Source organism: uncultured Bacteroides sp. (assembly GCF_910586915.1).
Lineage (GTDB): Bacteria > Bacteroidota > Bacteroidia > Bacteroidales > Bacteroidaceae > Bacteroides.
Genome location: NZ_CAJULN010000024.1, coordinates 1 through 16,287, shown reverse-complemented (window position 1 = coordinate 16,287; position 16,287 = coordinate 1). Strand labels below are relative to the sequence as shown.

16 protein-coding genes are annotated in these 16,287 nt (G+C 46.0%); 8 read left to right on the top strand and 8 right to left on the bottom strand.

What is annotated here, in order from left to right:
- Nucleotides 1-3 precede the first annotated feature (3 nt).
- The 5 genes from QZ331_RS09620 to QZ331_RS09600 are packed head-to-tail and all read right to left on the bottom strand — an operon-like array spanning nt 4 to nt 4,381.
- Nucleotides 4-684: an RnfABCDGE type electron transport complex subunit G gene (locus tag QZ331_RS09620; protein ID WP_294629713.1), complete on the bottom strand. Its 681-nt coding sequence runs from the start codon at nt 682-684 to the stop codon at nt 4-6.
- On the bottom strand, nt 681-1,676 hold the full coding sequence (locus tag QZ331_RS09615) for an RnfABCDGE type electron transport complex subunit D (RefSeq protein WP_294629711.1): 996 nt from the start codon (nt 1,674-1,676) through the stop codon (nt 681-683). Before QZ331_RS09615 ends, QZ331_RS09620 begins: the two co-directional genes overlap by 4 nt.
- A 5-nt stretch (nt 1,677-1,681) precedes the next feature.
- Nucleotides 1,682-3,019 carry an electron transport complex subunit RsxC gene (gene rsxC, locus QZ331_RS09610; RefSeq protein WP_294629710.1) on the bottom strand — a complete coding sequence of 446 codons (1,338 nt, stop codon included), beginning with the start codon at nt 3,017-3,019 and terminating at the stop codon, nt 1,682-1,684.
- Between the two features lie 24 nt (nt 3,020-3,043).
- Nucleotides 3,044-3,949 carry a Fe-S cluster domain-containing protein gene (locus tag QZ331_RS09605; RefSeq protein WP_294629708.1) on the bottom strand — a complete coding sequence of 302 codons (906 nt, stop codon included), beginning with the start codon at nt 3,947-3,949 and terminating at the stop codon, nt 3,044-3,046.
- Between the two features lie 6 nt (nt 3,950-3,955).
- Nucleotides 3,956-4,381, bottom strand: a complete 426-nt coding sequence (locus QZ331_RS09600; protein WP_294629706.1) for a SoxR reducing system RseC family protein — start codon at nt 4,379-4,381, stop codon at nt 3,956-3,958.
- A gap of 204 nt (nt 4,382-4,585) precedes the next feature.
- Between QZ331_RS09600 and QZ331_RS09595 the strand changes: the two genes are divergently transcribed.
- From QZ331_RS09595 to hisB, 6 genes are all read left to right on the top strand, one after another.
- Nucleotides 4,586-5,239, top strand: coding sequence for a DUF2490 domain-containing protein (locus QZ331_RS09595; protein WP_294629704.1), 654 nt, complete (start codon nt 4,586-4,588; stop codon nt 5,237-5,239).
- 302 nt (nt 5,240-5,541) lie between these two features.
- Nucleotides 5,542-7,437, top strand: a complete 1,896-nt coding sequence (locus QZ331_RS09590) for a fimbrillin family protein (RefSeq protein ID WP_294629702.1) — start codon at nt 5,542-5,544, stop codon at nt 7,435-7,437.
- Between the two features lie 269 nt (nt 7,438-7,706).
- Nucleotides 7,707-8,558, top strand: a complete 852-nt coding sequence (gene hisG / locus QZ331_RS09585; protein ID WP_294629701.1) for an ATP phosphoribosyltransferase — start codon at nt 7,707-7,709, stop codon at nt 8,556-8,558.
- Nucleotides 8,559-8,561: 3 nt separating this feature from the next.
- On the top strand, nt 8,562-9,851 hold the full coding sequence (hisD, locus tag QZ331_RS09580; protein ID WP_294629699.1) for a histidinol dehydrogenase: 1,290 nt from the start codon (nt 8,562-8,564) through the stop codon (nt 9,849-9,851).
- Nucleotides 9,852-9,876: 25 nt separating this feature from the next.
- The gene (gene hisC / locus QZ331_RS09575; RefSeq protein WP_294629697.1) at nt 9,877-10,917 is read left to right on the top strand and encodes a histidinol-phosphate transaminase; all 1,041 of its coding nucleotides are present in this window, start codon (nt 9,877-9,879) and stop codon (nt 10,915-10,917) included.
- A gap of 6 nt (nt 10,918-10,923) precedes the next feature.
- Entirely contained in the window at nt 10,924-12,048 is a 1,125-nt protein-coding gene (gene hisB, locus QZ331_RS09570; protein WP_294629695.1) for a bifunctional histidinol-phosphatase/imidazoleglycerol-phosphate dehydratase HisB, read from the top strand.
- 300 nt (nt 12,049-12,348) lie between these two features.
- On the opposite strand, the gene QZ331_RS09565 is transcribed toward hisB, so the two are convergent.
- A complete protein-coding gene (locus QZ331_RS09565; RefSeq protein WP_294629693.1) occupies nt 12,349-12,819 on the bottom strand; it encodes a GNAT family N-acetyltransferase in 471 nt (156 codons plus the stop codon).
- 35 nt (nt 12,820-12,854) lie between these two features.
- Nucleotides 12,855-14,780: an NAD(+) synthase gene (locus QZ331_RS09560; RefSeq protein ID WP_294629691.1), complete on the bottom strand. Its 1,926-nt coding sequence runs from the start codon at nt 14,778-14,780 to the stop codon at nt 12,855-12,857.
- Nucleotides 14,781-14,940: 160 nt separating this feature from the next.
- Here QZ331_RS09560 and QZ331_RS09555 point away from each other — a divergent pair, with 160 nt between their 5' ends.
- Nucleotides 14,941-15,369 (top strand): transcriptional repressor, encoded by a 429-nt coding sequence (locus QZ331_RS09555; RefSeq protein WP_294629738.1) that lies wholly within the window; start codon nt 14,941-14,943, stop codon nt 15,367-15,369.
- 21 nt (nt 15,370-15,390) lie between these two features.
- Nucleotides 15,391-15,948, top strand: coding sequence for an NADH peroxidase (locus QZ331_RS09550; protein WP_294629689.1), 558 nt, complete (start codon nt 15,391-15,393; stop codon nt 15,946-15,948).
- A 113-nt stretch (nt 15,949-16,061) separates the two neighbouring features.
- On the opposite strand, the gene QZ331_RS09545 is transcribed toward QZ331_RS09550, so the two are convergent.
- The coding region (locus tag QZ331_RS09545) for a thioredoxin family protein (protein WP_294629687.1) at nt 16,062-16,287 on the bottom strand (226 nt) is incomplete at its 5' end.

Below are 16,287 nucleotides of genomic sequence, written 5' to 3'. Positions count from 1 at the left end.
TTCTTATTTAGCACTGACAGAATCAGTAAGTTCAACTTTAATGGTAGCTCCCGTAGCGGCGTCTCCACTTTGTTCGGTTTTCTTTTGGGTAGCGCCCGTAGTGCCGTCGGTAGTATCCTGTCCCGCATAGGCGGCATAGGCTTCGTTGATGGCGCGCAGGAAAGCTCGCGAGGTGATGGTAGAAGCAGTGATGGCATCTACTTTTCCGCCGTCTTTGCTTACTGTGAGCGATGTTTCGCCGGGGTTCATACCTGTGATGTCGCCTTTGTTACCTTTTTTAAACCAGTCGGCAGCCTTTGAGCCGAGTCCAGGTGTTTCGGCGTGTGAAAGCAGAGAGTAGTCGATGATTTTACCTTCAGCGTCAAATCCCACCAATACTTTCAGTTCACCGCCAAAGCCCAATGAAGTGGTTTCCACGGCGGCTCCGATATATTCGCCATCTTTTGTAGCGGGGTAGACAGCGTATTCAACACCATTTACCACTTGCACCTTCTTTTCGGCAATCGGGTCGTTGTCAAAGCCCGGCACTACCATACCGACTGCATCGCTCAGCGTTTTTGCATTCGCTTCGGCGATGGGGCCTTTTGTCAGTTCGTTCACATAAGCCAACAATGCTACGGAGACAGCAGTCACACCCGTAAGCACCAGTAACATATTTTTCAAAGATGATTCTAACTTTTTCATTTCTTCTTCGCTACCTCCCCAAAGCGTTTAGGTTTACAATAGGTATTAATCAGCGGAGTGAACGCATTCATAATCAGAATGGCGAACGACATACCTTCGGGATATGCACCGAACAGACGGATTACCACAGTCAGCAGACCGATGCAAACACCGTAAATCAACATTCCTTTCTTGCTCATCGGAGATGTCACATAGTCGGTTGCCATAAATACGGCTCCCAACATCAGACCTCCGGAAAGCAACTGCAAGAGCGGAGAGACATATTTCTCAGGGGCGGTCAAGTGCATGATGCCTGCGAACACGAATACTGTTACTAAGATAGACACAGGAATGTGCCAGGTGATAATTTTCTTCCACAGCATATAAGCAAGTCCGAGTAGGAGAGCGATGGCACTTACTTCGCCGATACATCCGCCGTTCTGACCGATGAGCAGGGCGAAAGCATCCGGCAGGTCATTGAGTGACATTCCCGGAGCACCGGTTATCACACCTTTCATAATGGCGAGCGGCGTAGCACCGGTCGTAGCGTCCGTATAAGCTGTCAATTGTCCGACTACTGGCCAGCTTGTCATCTGCACTGGGAAAGAGAGTAACAGAAATACACGTCCTGCCAGTGCCGGGTTAAAAGGATTGCAACCCAAACCGCCGAAAGACATCTTGCCCACACCGATAGCGAACAATGCGCCGAGGATGATAATCCAAATCGGTAGGTTGGAAGGTAAATTGAAGGCTAACAACACACCTGTGATAACGGCAGAGCCGTCGCAGATGGTAGTGGTCGGTTTCTTCATCAAAATTTTTCCGATAGCCCATTCAAAGAACAAACAGGCGGCAACGGAAGTAGCTGTAACAATCAGCGCACCCAGTCCGAAGTAATAGAGAGACACCAGGAAAGCCGGAATCAGTGCGATGAGCACGCCGTACATATTCTTCTGTACGCTGTCTCCGCCATGAACGTGGGGTGATAGTGATACGATTAATTTATTTTCCATATTCGTTATTTTTTAGCTTGACGTGCGCGAATCATAGCTCCTACCTTACCTTTTCCCAGACGACAGTAGTCGAGCAACGGACGGTTGGCAGGACAAGTGAACTGGCAGGAACCGCACTCGATACAATCCATGATTCTTTCTTTTTCCATTGTTTCAAAATCTCCGTTTTCGGACAAAGCTCCGAGTAAATAGGGTTCCAGTCCCATCGGACAAGCACTTACGCACTTCGCGCAACGGATACAAGTCTGCGCTTCGCCGCGTTTGGCTTCCTTGCAGTTCATAATCAGGATACCCGAACTTCCCTTTGCCGTAGGAACTTCGATGTTCACCAACGCCTTACCCATCATCGGGCCGCCGCCGATTACTTTTCCCGTATCTTCGGGCAGACCGCCGCAGGCGTCAATCAACTGCTTCATCGGCGTACCGATACGGGCGAGGAAATTGGAAGGCTTCGCTACCGATTTTCCCGTCACGGTGATTACACGTTCAAACAACGGTTTATTTTTCTGTACAGCTTCGTACACCGCAAACGCAGTACCCACGTTCTGTACCACTGCTCCCGTAGAGATAGGCAGTGCGCCGCTTGCCACCTGACGTTTCGTAACCGCGTCAATCAACTGCTTTTCACCTCCCTGCGGATACTTCACCTGCAAAGGCACAACCTCGATACCCGCATAGCCGGAAGCCACTTTCGTCATTACTTCGATGGCATCGGGCTTGTTGTTTTCGATTCCGATAAATGCTTTATTCACCTTTACGGCTTTCATCAAGATGGAGACACCCACCATGATTTCTTCGGAATGTTCAAGCATGAGCTGATGGTCGGCAGTCAGGTACGGTTCGCATTCTACCGCGTTGATAATCACACATTCTGCCTTGAAAGCAGGCGGCGGACAGAGTTTTACTTGTGTAGGGAAACAGGCGCCTCCCAAACCTACGATTCCCGCATCGGCAATTTTCTTCACGATTTCTTCCGGTGTGAGCTCGCATTCTTTTACCAATGTCTTGCTGCGGTCGATTGTTTCTTCCCATTCGTCGCCTTCCACATCAATGAAGATGGCAGGCTTCGCATAACCGCTCGCATCGACTACCGTATCAATTTTCGCCACTTTACCGCTGACGGAAGAGTGAATGGCTGCCGAAACGAATCCGGCAGGTTCGGCAATCTTGGTGCCCACCTTTACCACATCGCCTTTGGCTACAATCGGTTTTGCGGGCGCACCGATGTGCTGTCCTAGCAAAATGACGGCTTTTGCAGGAACTTCCGCCGTGATGATAGGTTGATGTGCCGACAATTTATTTTCGTGTGGATGAACTCCACCAATTGAAAATGTCTTTAACATACAATTCTGTATTTTATTCTGTTATTATTCTGTTACTTTCGGAGCTTCAGCTGTTGCCTTTGGAGCGGCAGGAGTTTTCGGAGCAACCGGAGTCTCTTCCGCCTTCGGTTTGCGCGGCGGGAAATTCAGTGCGACAATGCTTCCCTGCGGACAAACTTCCTCACATTTGCGGCAGGATTTGCACTTGTTCGGGTCGATGTAAGCCAAGTTGTTCTCCAGCGTGATAGCCTCGAACGGACAAGTTTTTACACACTTTCCGCAACCGATGCAACTAACGGTGCAAGCCTTGCGTGCCACGGCTCCCTTGTCTTTATTGACACAAGATACATATACGCGACGCGACTTCTTGCCTTGCGGACGAATCTCGATAATCGCTTTCGGACAAGCCTTCACACAAGCGGCACAAGCCGTACATTTGGCTTCGTCTACTTCGGAGATTCCCGTTTCGGGATTCATGCGGATGGCACCGAACTGGCAGGCAGCCACACAGTCGCCACATCCCAGACAGCCGTAACTGCAACCAGTTTCCCCGCCATACAACGAAGCGGCGATAGCGCAGCTCTTCGCACCGTCGTATTGGTTGGTACGAGGGCGATTGGCACAAGTTCCGTTACATCTTACTACTGCTACCATCGGTTCGGCTTCACCGGCTGCCAGTCCGAGGATATCAGCTACTTTTGCCATGACAGGTTGTCCGCCTACGGGACAGAACTTGCCATCCAGTGAGCCGGCTTTGACACAAGCGTCGGCAAATCCGCTACAACCGGGGTAGCCGCATCCGCCACAGTTTGCCTGTGGCAATACTTCTCCCACTTGGGCAATACGCGGGTCTTCATACACGGCAAATTTCTTGGAAGCTACATACAGGATAGCGGCAAGCACGAGCGCTATCGCTCCCAATGAAATCACTGCAATCAGAATCAAATTCATAATGTTTTAGTTATTTATTGGTTTTATAGTAAATGAAAATTTCTGTTTCAGTCGCGTCTTATTGAGCCACAAAACGAAGTAATAAGGAGTTAGAAAGGCAAGGGAAAGAAGAGCTGCATACAACTCGTTTTCCATCAACGCCATAAAGAGGAATAAAGAGAAAATCAGAAGTACAAAAGGAAGTACGAAAGCCAAAGCTACCGCTTGCATCCCCATCGACGTTTCGCCGACTACCATTACTTTTTCTCCTATTTGGTAAGAAGCAGCCGCAGTATCCGTTATGTCTATGGTTTTGTCCTTACTGTCCGCTGAGGAGCAGTGCCCTTTTGCGCTACAAGCGGCACAAGCTGATGTCTGGACGATTCTCACTGACAGATGAGAACCTTGTATGTTTTCCACAATACCCAGATGCTTTATAGTATTATTCGTCATTTTGCAAACTCAACATTACAAATCGCGGCAAATTTAATCATTATTTACGAACTACGAAGCATTCTTAGCGTTTTTTCTGCATAAATCCTCTTCTATACACCCATCTATAAACAATGAAACAGAATCTTCATAACTATTTCATCACAAAGATTTGTCCTTGCCGGAGAGAATTTCCTACTTTTGTATCGTAAACTTCAATATCTAATGAATAGAACCCTATTAAACACCAAGACCTGCCTGTTTGCGTTATTGCTTGGAATATCCTCTTCCTTGCGGGCACAGCATGATGACTTTACTACATGGACCAAATTCAAAGTGAATCATAAGATAGATTCCCGTTTCTCTGTTTCTGGTGATGTGGAACTGCGTACGAAGGACGATATGAATGAGTGGGATCGTTTGGGACTTACGCTTGGGGGTACTTATCGTTCCTGTTCCTTTTTGAACCTCGGTATTGGTTATGAAACTCATTTTCGGCATTTGAGTCATTCGGATTGGAAGCTCTGGCATCGTTATCACGTCAGTGCGGTGGCGAGTTTCCGTTATCAATGGCTGAAAGTCTCTTTGCGTGAAAGATTGCAGCAGACTGTTGGCAATGGAGATTCGGAGACTTGTTTGCGTTCCCGTCTTAAATTGGCTTATACTCCTGCGAAAAGAATTGTTTCTCCTTACTTTGCTATTGAGATTTATCAAAATCTGGGTGCGGCCTCTTTTTGGAAAACTGAGCGTATGCGTTATTACTCCGGAGTAGAGATTGCTTTGGCCAAACGTTGGTCGTTGGATGTATTTTATTGCTATCAATATACATCTTCGCAAGGCAAGCACATTGCTGGGATAGAAGTGGGATATACTTTTTAAGAATGGCGGGAAGTATATATAATTAAGGTGTAGATTTTATTTAGATAAAAATGATAGAATTTATAAACGGTTGATTATTTGCGGATTAAAATATCATTTGAATTTTTCTTAAGAAAATTATATCTTGTGTTGATAGAATGTGTATTTTCACTTCTGCATTTCAAAATGGAATGTTGAAATTTACGATTTTACAGTAACAACAGACGTGTTGTGTAATGTCTCATAGTTGAAGTGAATACTTCCTCTTATGTCATTCTTCTGCTCAATCAGAGATTTCTTGTTTTAACTAATTTAATACTACTATGAAGACTTGGAATAATCTGTGTGGGGACAGAGGTTTTCTATTTTTTATTTTTGTTGCATTGTCAGCTTGTGTCAATCACATTTCAGAAGAGGGAGAAATGGTTAACAATGGAGATATTCCATTGAAGTTTGTCGCGAATATTCACGAAGTTGTCAATACGCGTCTGTCAAACAATAATTTTGAAGAAGGGGACGAAGTGGGGTTGTTTGCACTTACTGGAAACGTTATGATGCAGGAAGAGCGTTATGCGGATAATCTTCTTTTTGTACGTTCTTCCGACGATGAATTTGTAACCGGCGAGACGGTCTATTATCCGGGCGATGGAATGGCATTGAATTTAATCAGTTATTATCCCTATCGGAAAGAGGGAGTGGCGATGGGAGAAAGCATCTTGCCGGTATCGGTTGCTACAAGCCAGAATAATCCGGACGATTATTCACATTCGGATTTCCTTGTTGCTTTCAAAGACAATGTATCGGCAAGTAAAGAAGCTGTCGCTTTGACTTATAATCATCAGTTTTTTCGTTTGAAGATTGCTCTTGTACCAGGTGAAGGCGAAACTGTGGAGACTATCTTGTCCGCCAATCCCACACTCTCTGTAAACGGTTTTTATACGAAGGCAGTCTACGATTTTCAGAAAAAGGAGCTTTCTGCCTATTCCGAAGAGAAAGAGATGATTCCGGCAGGCGAGTGGGAGATTAAAGAGGGACGACTGGTCGGCAAGGAGCTTATTCTGATACCTCAGGAGGCGACCGTTGGATACCAGTATATATCGTTGCAAGTCGGAGGAAAGCCCTACACCAGTTTGTTGCCTTCTACTTTACAGTTGACGGCTGGCAAGCAAAGAGAGCTGGAAATTACATTTGTAGCCGATGAAGATGTATTGATGAGTAAGGCAAACGCAGAAATAAGCGATTGGTATGGTACTGAGGTCGATCGGAGCGAGTCGGTTATTCAGCATAAATACATAGATGTATCGAAATTGACGTTTGAGCAATCGAATGTATATAGAGTACTGAGTTCGGGCAAACAGGTTGCCGAAATATGTAAAGAGTATCTGGTTACTCCTGAGTTCTCCTCTCAAGCCATTGTCGCCTATCCGGTGAAAGAAGACGGAGAGATTGACTTGTCACAAGGAATCGTAGCTCAACTATTGGGGCAGTCGGGCAAGGTTCATGGTGGAAATGTTTCGTGGAATACGGCTGATAACTCCTTGACTTATACTGCCGGAAACCTGACTGCGCGCGATAATGTGTATGTGACGGCAGACGGAAATATCTCATTGTCAATGACAGATAAAATGTTGTCTGTCTTGGTTATGGAAGATGTAGTCCGTGATGTGCGTGGCGGTATCATTCGTAATTACCCGTTGGTGAAGATTGGAACTCAATATTGGATGCGGAGTAATTTGGAAACTGCTTTCTATTCGGACGGTGGAGCGATACTCAAATTGGATACAATAACGGAAAATGCTGTCGGATATTTACAGTCGGATGCGGAACATCATTTTTATACAGCCGATATTGCTTTGTCCGCTAATTTTCTGCCCACTTGTTTTGCTGTTCCGAACTGGAGAGACTGGAATATCTTGAACTCCTATTTGAAAGGAGACGCATCGCTCTTAAAATCAGATATATGGTTACCTGTGAAAACTGGGAGTACGGTACATCCCGCTACTGATTTATCCGGATTTCATGCAGCTCCCATAGGTATGTGGGTGGAGCCGAACAAGAATGTGTTTGGTGGTAAATACTTAGCATACTGGACGCTGGATGATAGTGGCACAGAGATAGCCGACTCTGTTTTTTATTTGAGAAGTGATACAAATAGAATCGTAAAAGCAGTATCGGGAGTAGACAGAAAAGCCTTTGCCATTCGTTGTATTCGGAAATGAAAAACTTTAATTTGAAATAAAAGATAAACTTTTTGTGATAAATGTTTGGAAGTATAGAACAAATGCTTTACTTTTGTCGCTGTTAATAACAGAAATATGAAATATACAGTTACACATCGTTATCATCATTTTCCTAACGAATAACTCGGTGGGCATGGATGATATTATGTATACTCTATATAATGATAACGAAGGCTTACCGAATGTGGTAAGCCTTTTTTGTTTTCTTGAGTTCAGGTAGTAATGAACAACAAATAACAGATAAGATTATGTTAAGAATCGCAGTACAAGCCAAAGGACGTCTTTTTGAAGAGACAATGGCACTTTTAGAAGAATCGGATATCAAGTTGAGCACCACCAAACGTACCTTGCTGGTGCAGTCGTCCAATTTCCCTATCGAAGTACTATTCCTTCGCGATGATGATATCCCGCAGACGGTAGCCACTGGCGTAGCCGATTTGGGTGTGGTCGGTGAAAACGAATTTATGGAAAAAGAAGAAGATGCTGAAATCATTAAGCGTTTGGGATTCAGCAAGTGCCGTCTTTCGCTGGCGATGCCAAAGGACTTGGAGTATTCTGGATTGTCGTGGTTCGATGGAAAGAAAATAGCAACTTCTTATCCTGTGATTCTCCACAACTTCTTGAAGAAGAATGGTGTAAATGCAGAAGTTCACGTCATTACCGGTTCTGTAGAAGTATCTCCGGGTATCGGGTTGGCAGATGCTATTTTCGATATCGTAAGTTCTGGCTCCACATTGGTCAGCAACCGCTTGAAGGAAGTGGAGGTCGTAATGAGGTCGGAAGCCCTGCTGATAGGCAACAAGAATATGAGCGACGAGAAAAAAGAGATACTGAACGAACTCTTGTTCCGCATGAATGCAGTGAAAACGGCAGAAGACAAGAAGTATGTCCTGATGAATGCACCGAAAGACAAGTTGGACGAAATTATCGCCGTATTGCCGGGAATGAAGAGTCCTACCGTTATGCCGTTGGCACAAGAAGGCTGGTGTTCTGTCCACACGGTGCTTGACGAGAAACGTTTTTGGGAGATTATCGGGAAACTGAAGGCTTTGGGAGCGGAAGGTATCTTGGTGTTGCCGATTGAAAAAATGATTGTATAGCCTATGCAACTGATTAAATATCCTTCGAAAGAGCAGTGGACGGAACTCCTGAAGCGTCCGGCACTGAATACGGAAAGTCTGTTCGATACGGTTCATACCATTATAAATAAGGTAAAGGCGGAAGGCGATAAAGCTGTAATCGAATACGAAGAGGTCTTTGACGGAGTAGCTCTGTCGTCGCTTGCCGTCACTCCCGAAGAGATACAGGCAGCCGAATCGCAGGTGAGCGACTCGCTGAAAACTGCCATCTCTTTGGCCAAACAGAACATCGAAACCTTCCACGATTCCCAACGTTTTGTCGGAAAGAAGGTAGAAACGATGAACGGCGTAACCTGCTGGCAAAAGGCAGTGGGCATTGAGAAAGTAGGACTTTACATTCCGGGTGGCACAGCCCCGCTTTTCTCAACCGTACTGATGTTAGCTGTTCCCGCAAAAATAGCGGGATGCAAAGAAATCGTGCTGTGTACGCCTCCCGATAAAGAGGGAAACATCCATCCTGCCATCCTCTTTGCGGCACAGTTGGCGGGAGTGGGCAAAATTTTCAAGGCAGGCGGCGTGCAGGCCATTGCTGCGATGGCTTACGGAACGGAGAGCGTCACTAAGGTCTATAAGATTTTCGGCCCGGGAAACCAGTATGTGACAGCCGCCAAGCAGTTGGTCGGCTTGCGTGATGTAGCCATCGATATGCCTGCCGGCCCGTCGGAAGTGGAAGTGCTTGCCGATGCATCGGCAAATCCCGCTTTCGTCGCTGCGGACTTGTTATCGCAGGCAGAACACGGAGCAGATAGCCAGGCTATGCTGATTACAACTTCCGGGAAACTGCAAGCGGAAGTCAAGACCGAAGTAGAACGCCAACTGCGAGAACTTCCTCGCCGTGAGATTGCCGCCAAGTCATTGGAGAACAGCAAACTGATTTTGGTCAGAGATATGAAGGAAGCCCTGGAACTTACCAACGCCTATGCGCCCGAACACCTGATTATAGAAACCGAAAACTATCTGGAAGTAGCGGAGCGTGTCACCAATGCCGGTTCTGTGTTCTTAGGTTCTTTGACTCCCGAAAGTGCGGGCGACTACGCTTCCGGTACGAACCATACCCTGCCCACCAACGGATATGCGAAAGCATATAGCGGCGTCAGCCTCGACAGCTTCATCCGCAAGATTACCTTTCAGGAAATACTTCCGGAAGGAATAAAGTCAATCGGTCCAGCTATCGAGGAGATGGCGGCCAATGAACACTTGGATGCGCACAAGAATGCGGTTACTATCCGTCTCAAAGCTATCAATGAACAATGACTGAACCTCTAAAAAAGTATTGCTGATGAAAACACTGCAAGAACTCACCCGCCCGAACATATGGAGATTGAAACCCTACTCTTCGGCTCGCGATGAATATAAAGGCGTTACCGCCACTGTCTTTTTAGACGCAAACGAGAATCCGTACAACGCACCTTACAACCGCTATCCGGACCCTATGCAGTGCGAACTGAAAACGTTGTTGTCGGAAATCAAGCACATTTCCCCCGAACAGATTTTCTTGGGAAACGGGAGTGACGAAGCGATTGACCTGGTTTTTCGCGCCTTCTGCGAACCGGCTACGGACAACGTCGTAGCTATCGACCCTACTTACGGAATGTATCAGGTGTGTGCCGATGTAAACGATGTGGAATACCGGAAAGTGCTGTTGGACGACGACTTCCGTTTCTCGGCCGACCAACTGCTGGCGGCTGCCGACGGACATACCAAACTTATTTTCCTCTGCTCGCCCAACAATCCGACGGGAAACGACCTGCGCCGTTCGGAAATAGAAAAACTCCTCTGCAAGTTTGAAGGATTGGTTGTGTTGGATGAGGCGTATAATGACTTCTCCTCCGCGCCCTCTTTCCTCGAAGAGTTGGACAAATATCCCAACTTGGTTGTATTACAGACCTTCTCCAAAGCATGGGGATGTGCCGCCATCCGTTTGGGTATGGCGTTTGCGTCGGCAGAAATCATCGCTGTGCTGAATAAAGTCAAATATCCCTACAATGTCAATCAACTGACGCAACAGCAAGCCCTCTCGATGTTGCGTAACTATTCTCAGATAGAACAATGGGTGGAAACACTGAAAGAGGAGCGCCGCTATTTGGAAAAAGAGTTCGCAAAGCTGCCCTGCACACTCCGGCTGTTTCCCTCCGACGCGAACTTTTTCTTGGTCAGAGTGACGGAAGCCGTAAAAATCTATCATTATTTGGTAGGCGAGGGCATCATTGTCCGCAACCGCCATTCGGTATCTCTTTGCGGTAACTGCTTGCGTGTGACGGTAGGTACGCGGATGGAAAACGATGCATTATTGGCAGCACTGAGTGCATACAAAGAGTAAAGGAATATGAAAAAGAAAGTATTATTTATAGACAGGGACGGTACGTTGGTCATTGAACCCCCTGTCGACTATCAGCTTGATTCGTTGGAAAAGTTGGAATTCTACCCGAAGGTATTCCGCAATTTGGGCTTTATCCGCAGCAAACTCGATTTTGAGTTTGTCATGGTTACCAATCAGGACGGATTGGGCACCTCTTCTTTTCCGGAAGAGACCTTTTGGCCTGCCCATAACCTGATGCTGAAGACGTTGGCGGGAGAGGGGATTGTTTTTGATGATATTTTGATAGACCGCAGTTTTCCGGAAGATAACGCACCGACACGTAAGCCGCGCACCGGTATGTTGACCAAGTATATTGGCTGTCCCGATTATGACCTTGCCGGAAGTTTCGTAATCGGCGACCGTCCTACCGACGTCGAACTTGCCAAGAATTTGGGATGTCGTGCCATCTTCCTGCACGACTCAACAGATAGTCTGAAAGCAAAAGGTTTAGAAGAGGTATGCGCCCTTGCAACCACTGATTGGGACCGGATAGCCGAATTCCTTTTTGCGGGTGAACGAAAAGCGGAAGTGCGCCGCACCACCACGGAGACTGACATATACATCTCCTTGAACCTTGACGGACACGGTATTTGTGACATTGCCACCGGGCTTGGTTTCTTTGACCATATGCTCGAACAAATCGGCAAACATTCGGGTATGGATTTGACGATTCGTGTGAAAGGCGACTTAGAGGTAGACGAGCATCACACCATCGAGGATACCGCCATTGCTTTAGGGGAGTGCATTTACCGGGTTTTGGGTAGCAAGAGGGGTATCGAACGGTATGGCTATGCATTGCCGATGGATGATTGTCTTTGCCAGGTTTGCTTGGATTTCGGCGGTCGCCCGTGGTTGGTGTGGGATGCTGAATTCAGACGGGAGAAAATAGGGGAGATGCCTACGGAAATGTTTCTTCATTTCTTTAAGTCGTTGAGCGATGCAGGCAAAATGAATCTGAATATCAAGGCGGAAGGGCAGAATGAGCATCACAAGATAGAAGGTGTTTTCAAAGCGCTTGCACGTGCTTTGAAGATGGCGGTCAGGAGAGACATCTATCATTTCGAACTGCCGTCAAGTAAGGGAGTGCTTTGATTCCCATTGCATAAAGTACCTTTCTGATTGATTCAATCCGATTGTCTGTATGATTGGACTGAATCATGCGGTAGAAATAGTTGTCTCTACCGCATGAATTGATATTTTTCTCCTTATCTATTAATCCATTCAACCGCTTGTGTTATTCCGTTACACTTGTCCAATAGGGTAAATGGACTTGTATAACTGTCCGAATAGACTTGTATAACCGGGCAGTTATACATTCAGGGTTAAATGATTGACACATAGCTTTATGACATTTTTGTTTTCCCCGTATAAAATTTAAAATATACACATTTGTCACCCTTTCGCCATTTGGAAATTGGTAAGGAAGAGTTTGTTTGCTTTCGCTTTTTGTTCTTTCTCCACGACGAAGCCCCTTTTCTCGAAAAAAGGACGGGCTGTCAAACTGACTTCAGACGTAATCCGTTTGATTCCGGCCGTGTCTGCATATTGCTCTATTTCACTCAGAAGAGCAGTAGCCACACCTTTGCCTTGAAAATCCTTGTGTACAAACATGGAGTGCAGATAACCTTGCGGCGTGATGGAAGAGAAACCGGCAATTTGCATCTGTTGATTGACAGCAACTATAAAGTAATGTGTCTTTATCATTTCTTCTATCCGGGCAACTTTTCCGCACGAAGCCCAGTCTTCGACCTCTTCTTGCGAGTAGTTCTGCCTGTTGACGGTAAGGACGGTGTTCTGAAATAATTCTTTTATTTCGGAGGCATCCGACTGTCGGGCGGTTCTGATTGTAAAATCTGTATTCATACTGTGTCTTACAATGTTATTATAAAAAGGAAGAACTATAAGTTCTCTATTTCCTTAAGCCACATCGCAGCACTTGCATCACTTGGCATTCTCCAGTCTCCCCTCGGACTGATAGAGATACTTCCTACTTTGGGGCCATCGGGCAGGCATGAGCGTTTGAACTGTTGGTTGAAGAAGCGGCGGAAGAAGGTCGATAACCATTTCTTGATTGTCTCTTCATCATAATAACCTTTGAACGCGATGTTTGCTAAATAATAAATTTTCGACGGGCGGAAGCCGAACCGCAGGAAATAATAAAGGAAAAAGTCATGTAGCTCGTAGGGACCGACCAAATCTTCCGTCTTTTGCCGGATATCCCCGTTCTCATCGGCAGGAATAAGCTCCGGGCTGATAGGTGTATCCACGATGTCGAGTAAAGTAGTTTTAGAGTCCTCGTCCATACCGTTTTCTGCCACCCACTGCACCAAGTATTTCACGAGAGTCTTGGGGATGCTTGCATTCACACCGTACATGGACATATGGTCGCCGTTGTAGGTTGCCCATCCCAAAGCAAGTTCCGACAAATCGCCCGTGCCTACTACCATTCCCCAAGTCTGGTTGGCCACATCCATTAATATTTGTGTGCGCTCGCGTGCCTGCGAATTCTCGTAGGTAACGTCGTGCACGTTCATATCATGGTCTATATCTTTGAAATGCTGTATGCAGGCCTCCTTAATACTAATTTCTCGGATAGATATACCCAATGACTTCATTAAGTCGATGGCATTATGATACGTCCGGTCGGTCGTGCCGAAGCCCGGCATGGTGATTCCGAGGATACCTTTCCTTGACAATCCCAATTTGTCGAAAGTCTTCACGCAGACAAGCAAGGCAAGCGTTGAATCCAATCCGCCGGAGATACCGACTACCGCAGTCTTGGCTCTCGTATGGACAAGCCGTTGTGCCAGTCCTGCCACCTGAATGGAGAAAATCTCCTCGCAATGCTCGTTCAACTCCTTTCCCTGCGGAACGAAAGGATGCGGATTGAAACTTCGCGTCAGAACCAACTCTTTGCTGTTCACAAACTCCGTAGCGATGGAAACCGCTTTCTTGTCTCCCAAGTTAGCCCGGTTGGCTGCGAAAGTCGTGTTGATTCTACGTTCCGCACGTATGCGTTCCACATCAATCTCGCTGACAATAAGCTGCTCTTCCAAGCTGAAACGCTCGCTTTGTGCAAGCAGGCTGCCGTTTTCGTAAATCAATCCATTTCCGGCAAAGACCACATCGGTGGTAGACTCTCCGAAACCACACGATGAAAACACATAGCCTGCGATGCAGCGCGCGGATTGTTGGTTGATGAGCGAACGCAGATAATTGTGCTTTCCGATGCCTTCATTGTCTGCCGACATATTAAACAGGATTTCCGCCCCTTGCAGTGCAAGCGACGAACTGGGAGGAATCGTCGACCAAAGGTCTTCGCAGATTTCAATTCCGAAAGTGGTATCCGAAGTCTCGAAAAGCAGATTGGCCCCTATGGGAACGATTTGTCCGCACAGGCGCACACGGTCCGTTGTGAGTTGCAGGGCAGAGGTGAACCAGCGCTGTTCGTAAAACTCCTTATAGTTGGGCAAATACGTTTTGGCAGTAACACCCAATACTTTTCCTTTTTGGATGACTACCGCTCCGTTGACAACTGTCGAATCGGCAACCACCGGCATACCGACAATGGAGATAATATCCAACTGGCGCGTATTGTTCAGAATCTGCATTAATCCCATTTCTGCCTCTTCCAGCAAAAGCTGTTGCCCGAATAAGTCGCCGCAAGTATATCCGGTGACACTCATTTCCGGAAAGACGATAATCTGTACTCCCTTTCCTTCGGCTGTTGTAATCAGGCTTTCTATTCTTTCTGCATTGAATTTACAGTCGGCCACTTTTATGCGAGGCACGGCTGCTGCTACTTTTACGAATCCGTAGTTCATCTTATACCTTATTTATATATAATGATGCAAAAATAGGAAAATAGTTTTGAATATTCAGGGCAATATTTTTATAAATTAGTTTGTATCTTCAAAAGAAGTTTCTATATTTGCATTCGATTTATAATTGTAATAAATACAATTTTGAAAAACAAAGGTTATGATAAAACCCTACGAAAGATTATTAGAGCATAATATAAAACCTTCGATGCAGCGTATTGCCATCATGAAATACCTGATGGAGAATCCCATCCATCCCTCCGTTGATGATATTTACACGGCGCTGTCTCCTTCGATGCCTACACTTTCGCGAACTACGGTTTATAATACTTTAAAACTGTTTTCGGAACAAGGAGCGGCCCAAATGCTGACGATTGACGAAAAGAATACCAATTTTGATGCGGACACATCCATCCATCCTCATTTCCTTTGCAAATGTTGCGGACATATTTACGATTTGCACTATCGCGAAGCAATGAGAAAAGAGGAGAATCTGGAGATGGACGGACATCAGATATCGGAAGTTCATTATTATTATAAAGGTATATGCAAGAATTGCTTAAGAAAAGAGATAGAAACAAATATTGACTAATTAATTAAAACAGAGAAGAAAATGAAAAAATTCAGATGTACAGTTTGCGGTTACGTATGTGAAGGTGACGCAGCTCCCGAGAAATGTCCTTTGTGTAAAGCTCCTGCCAGCAAGTTCGTAGAAGTTGTTGAAACGGAAGGCGGTGCATTGACTTTTGCCGATGAGCACGTTATCGGTGTAGCAAAAGGCTGCGACGAAGAAATGATTAAAGACCTCAACAATCACTTCATGGGCGAATGTACTGAAGTGGGTATGTACCTGGCTATGAGCCGTCAGGCAGACCGCGAAGGTTATCCGGAAGTAGCTGAGGCTTTCAAACGCTATGCTTGGGAAGAAGCTGAACACGCTGCTAAATTCGCAGAACTGTTGGGCGACTGTGTTTGGGATACCAAAACAAACTTGCAGAAACGTAAAGACGCCGAACAAGGTGCTTGCGAAGACAAAAAACGCATCGCAACCCGTGCCAAAGCGTTGAACTTGGATGCTATCCATGACACTGTGCATGAAATGTGCAAGGACGAAGCTCGTCATGGTAAAGGCTTCGAAGGTCTGTACAACCGTTATTTCGGTGATAAATAATCCAGTCTTATAACAGACATAAGGATATAAAAAATAGTGACGGTATCCTCACGGGATACCGTCACTATTTGTATATGATAGCATCATCTTTTTTTCCTTTCAAGAGAGACACCCTATGTATAATGCTTCTCGATAGCCTTTTGCAGTTCGCTGCTATGGATGACGCCGGAATGTCTCCAAACCGTCTCTCCGTTTTTGAACACTATAAAAGTAGGCACTGCCTGTATGTGATAGCGGGTTGCCAATTCTTCGTGTTGGTCAACGTCTATCTTTACAATCCGGGCTTTGTCGCCTACTACCGATTTCAGCTCTTCCAAAACGGGCTTCATCGCTTTGCAC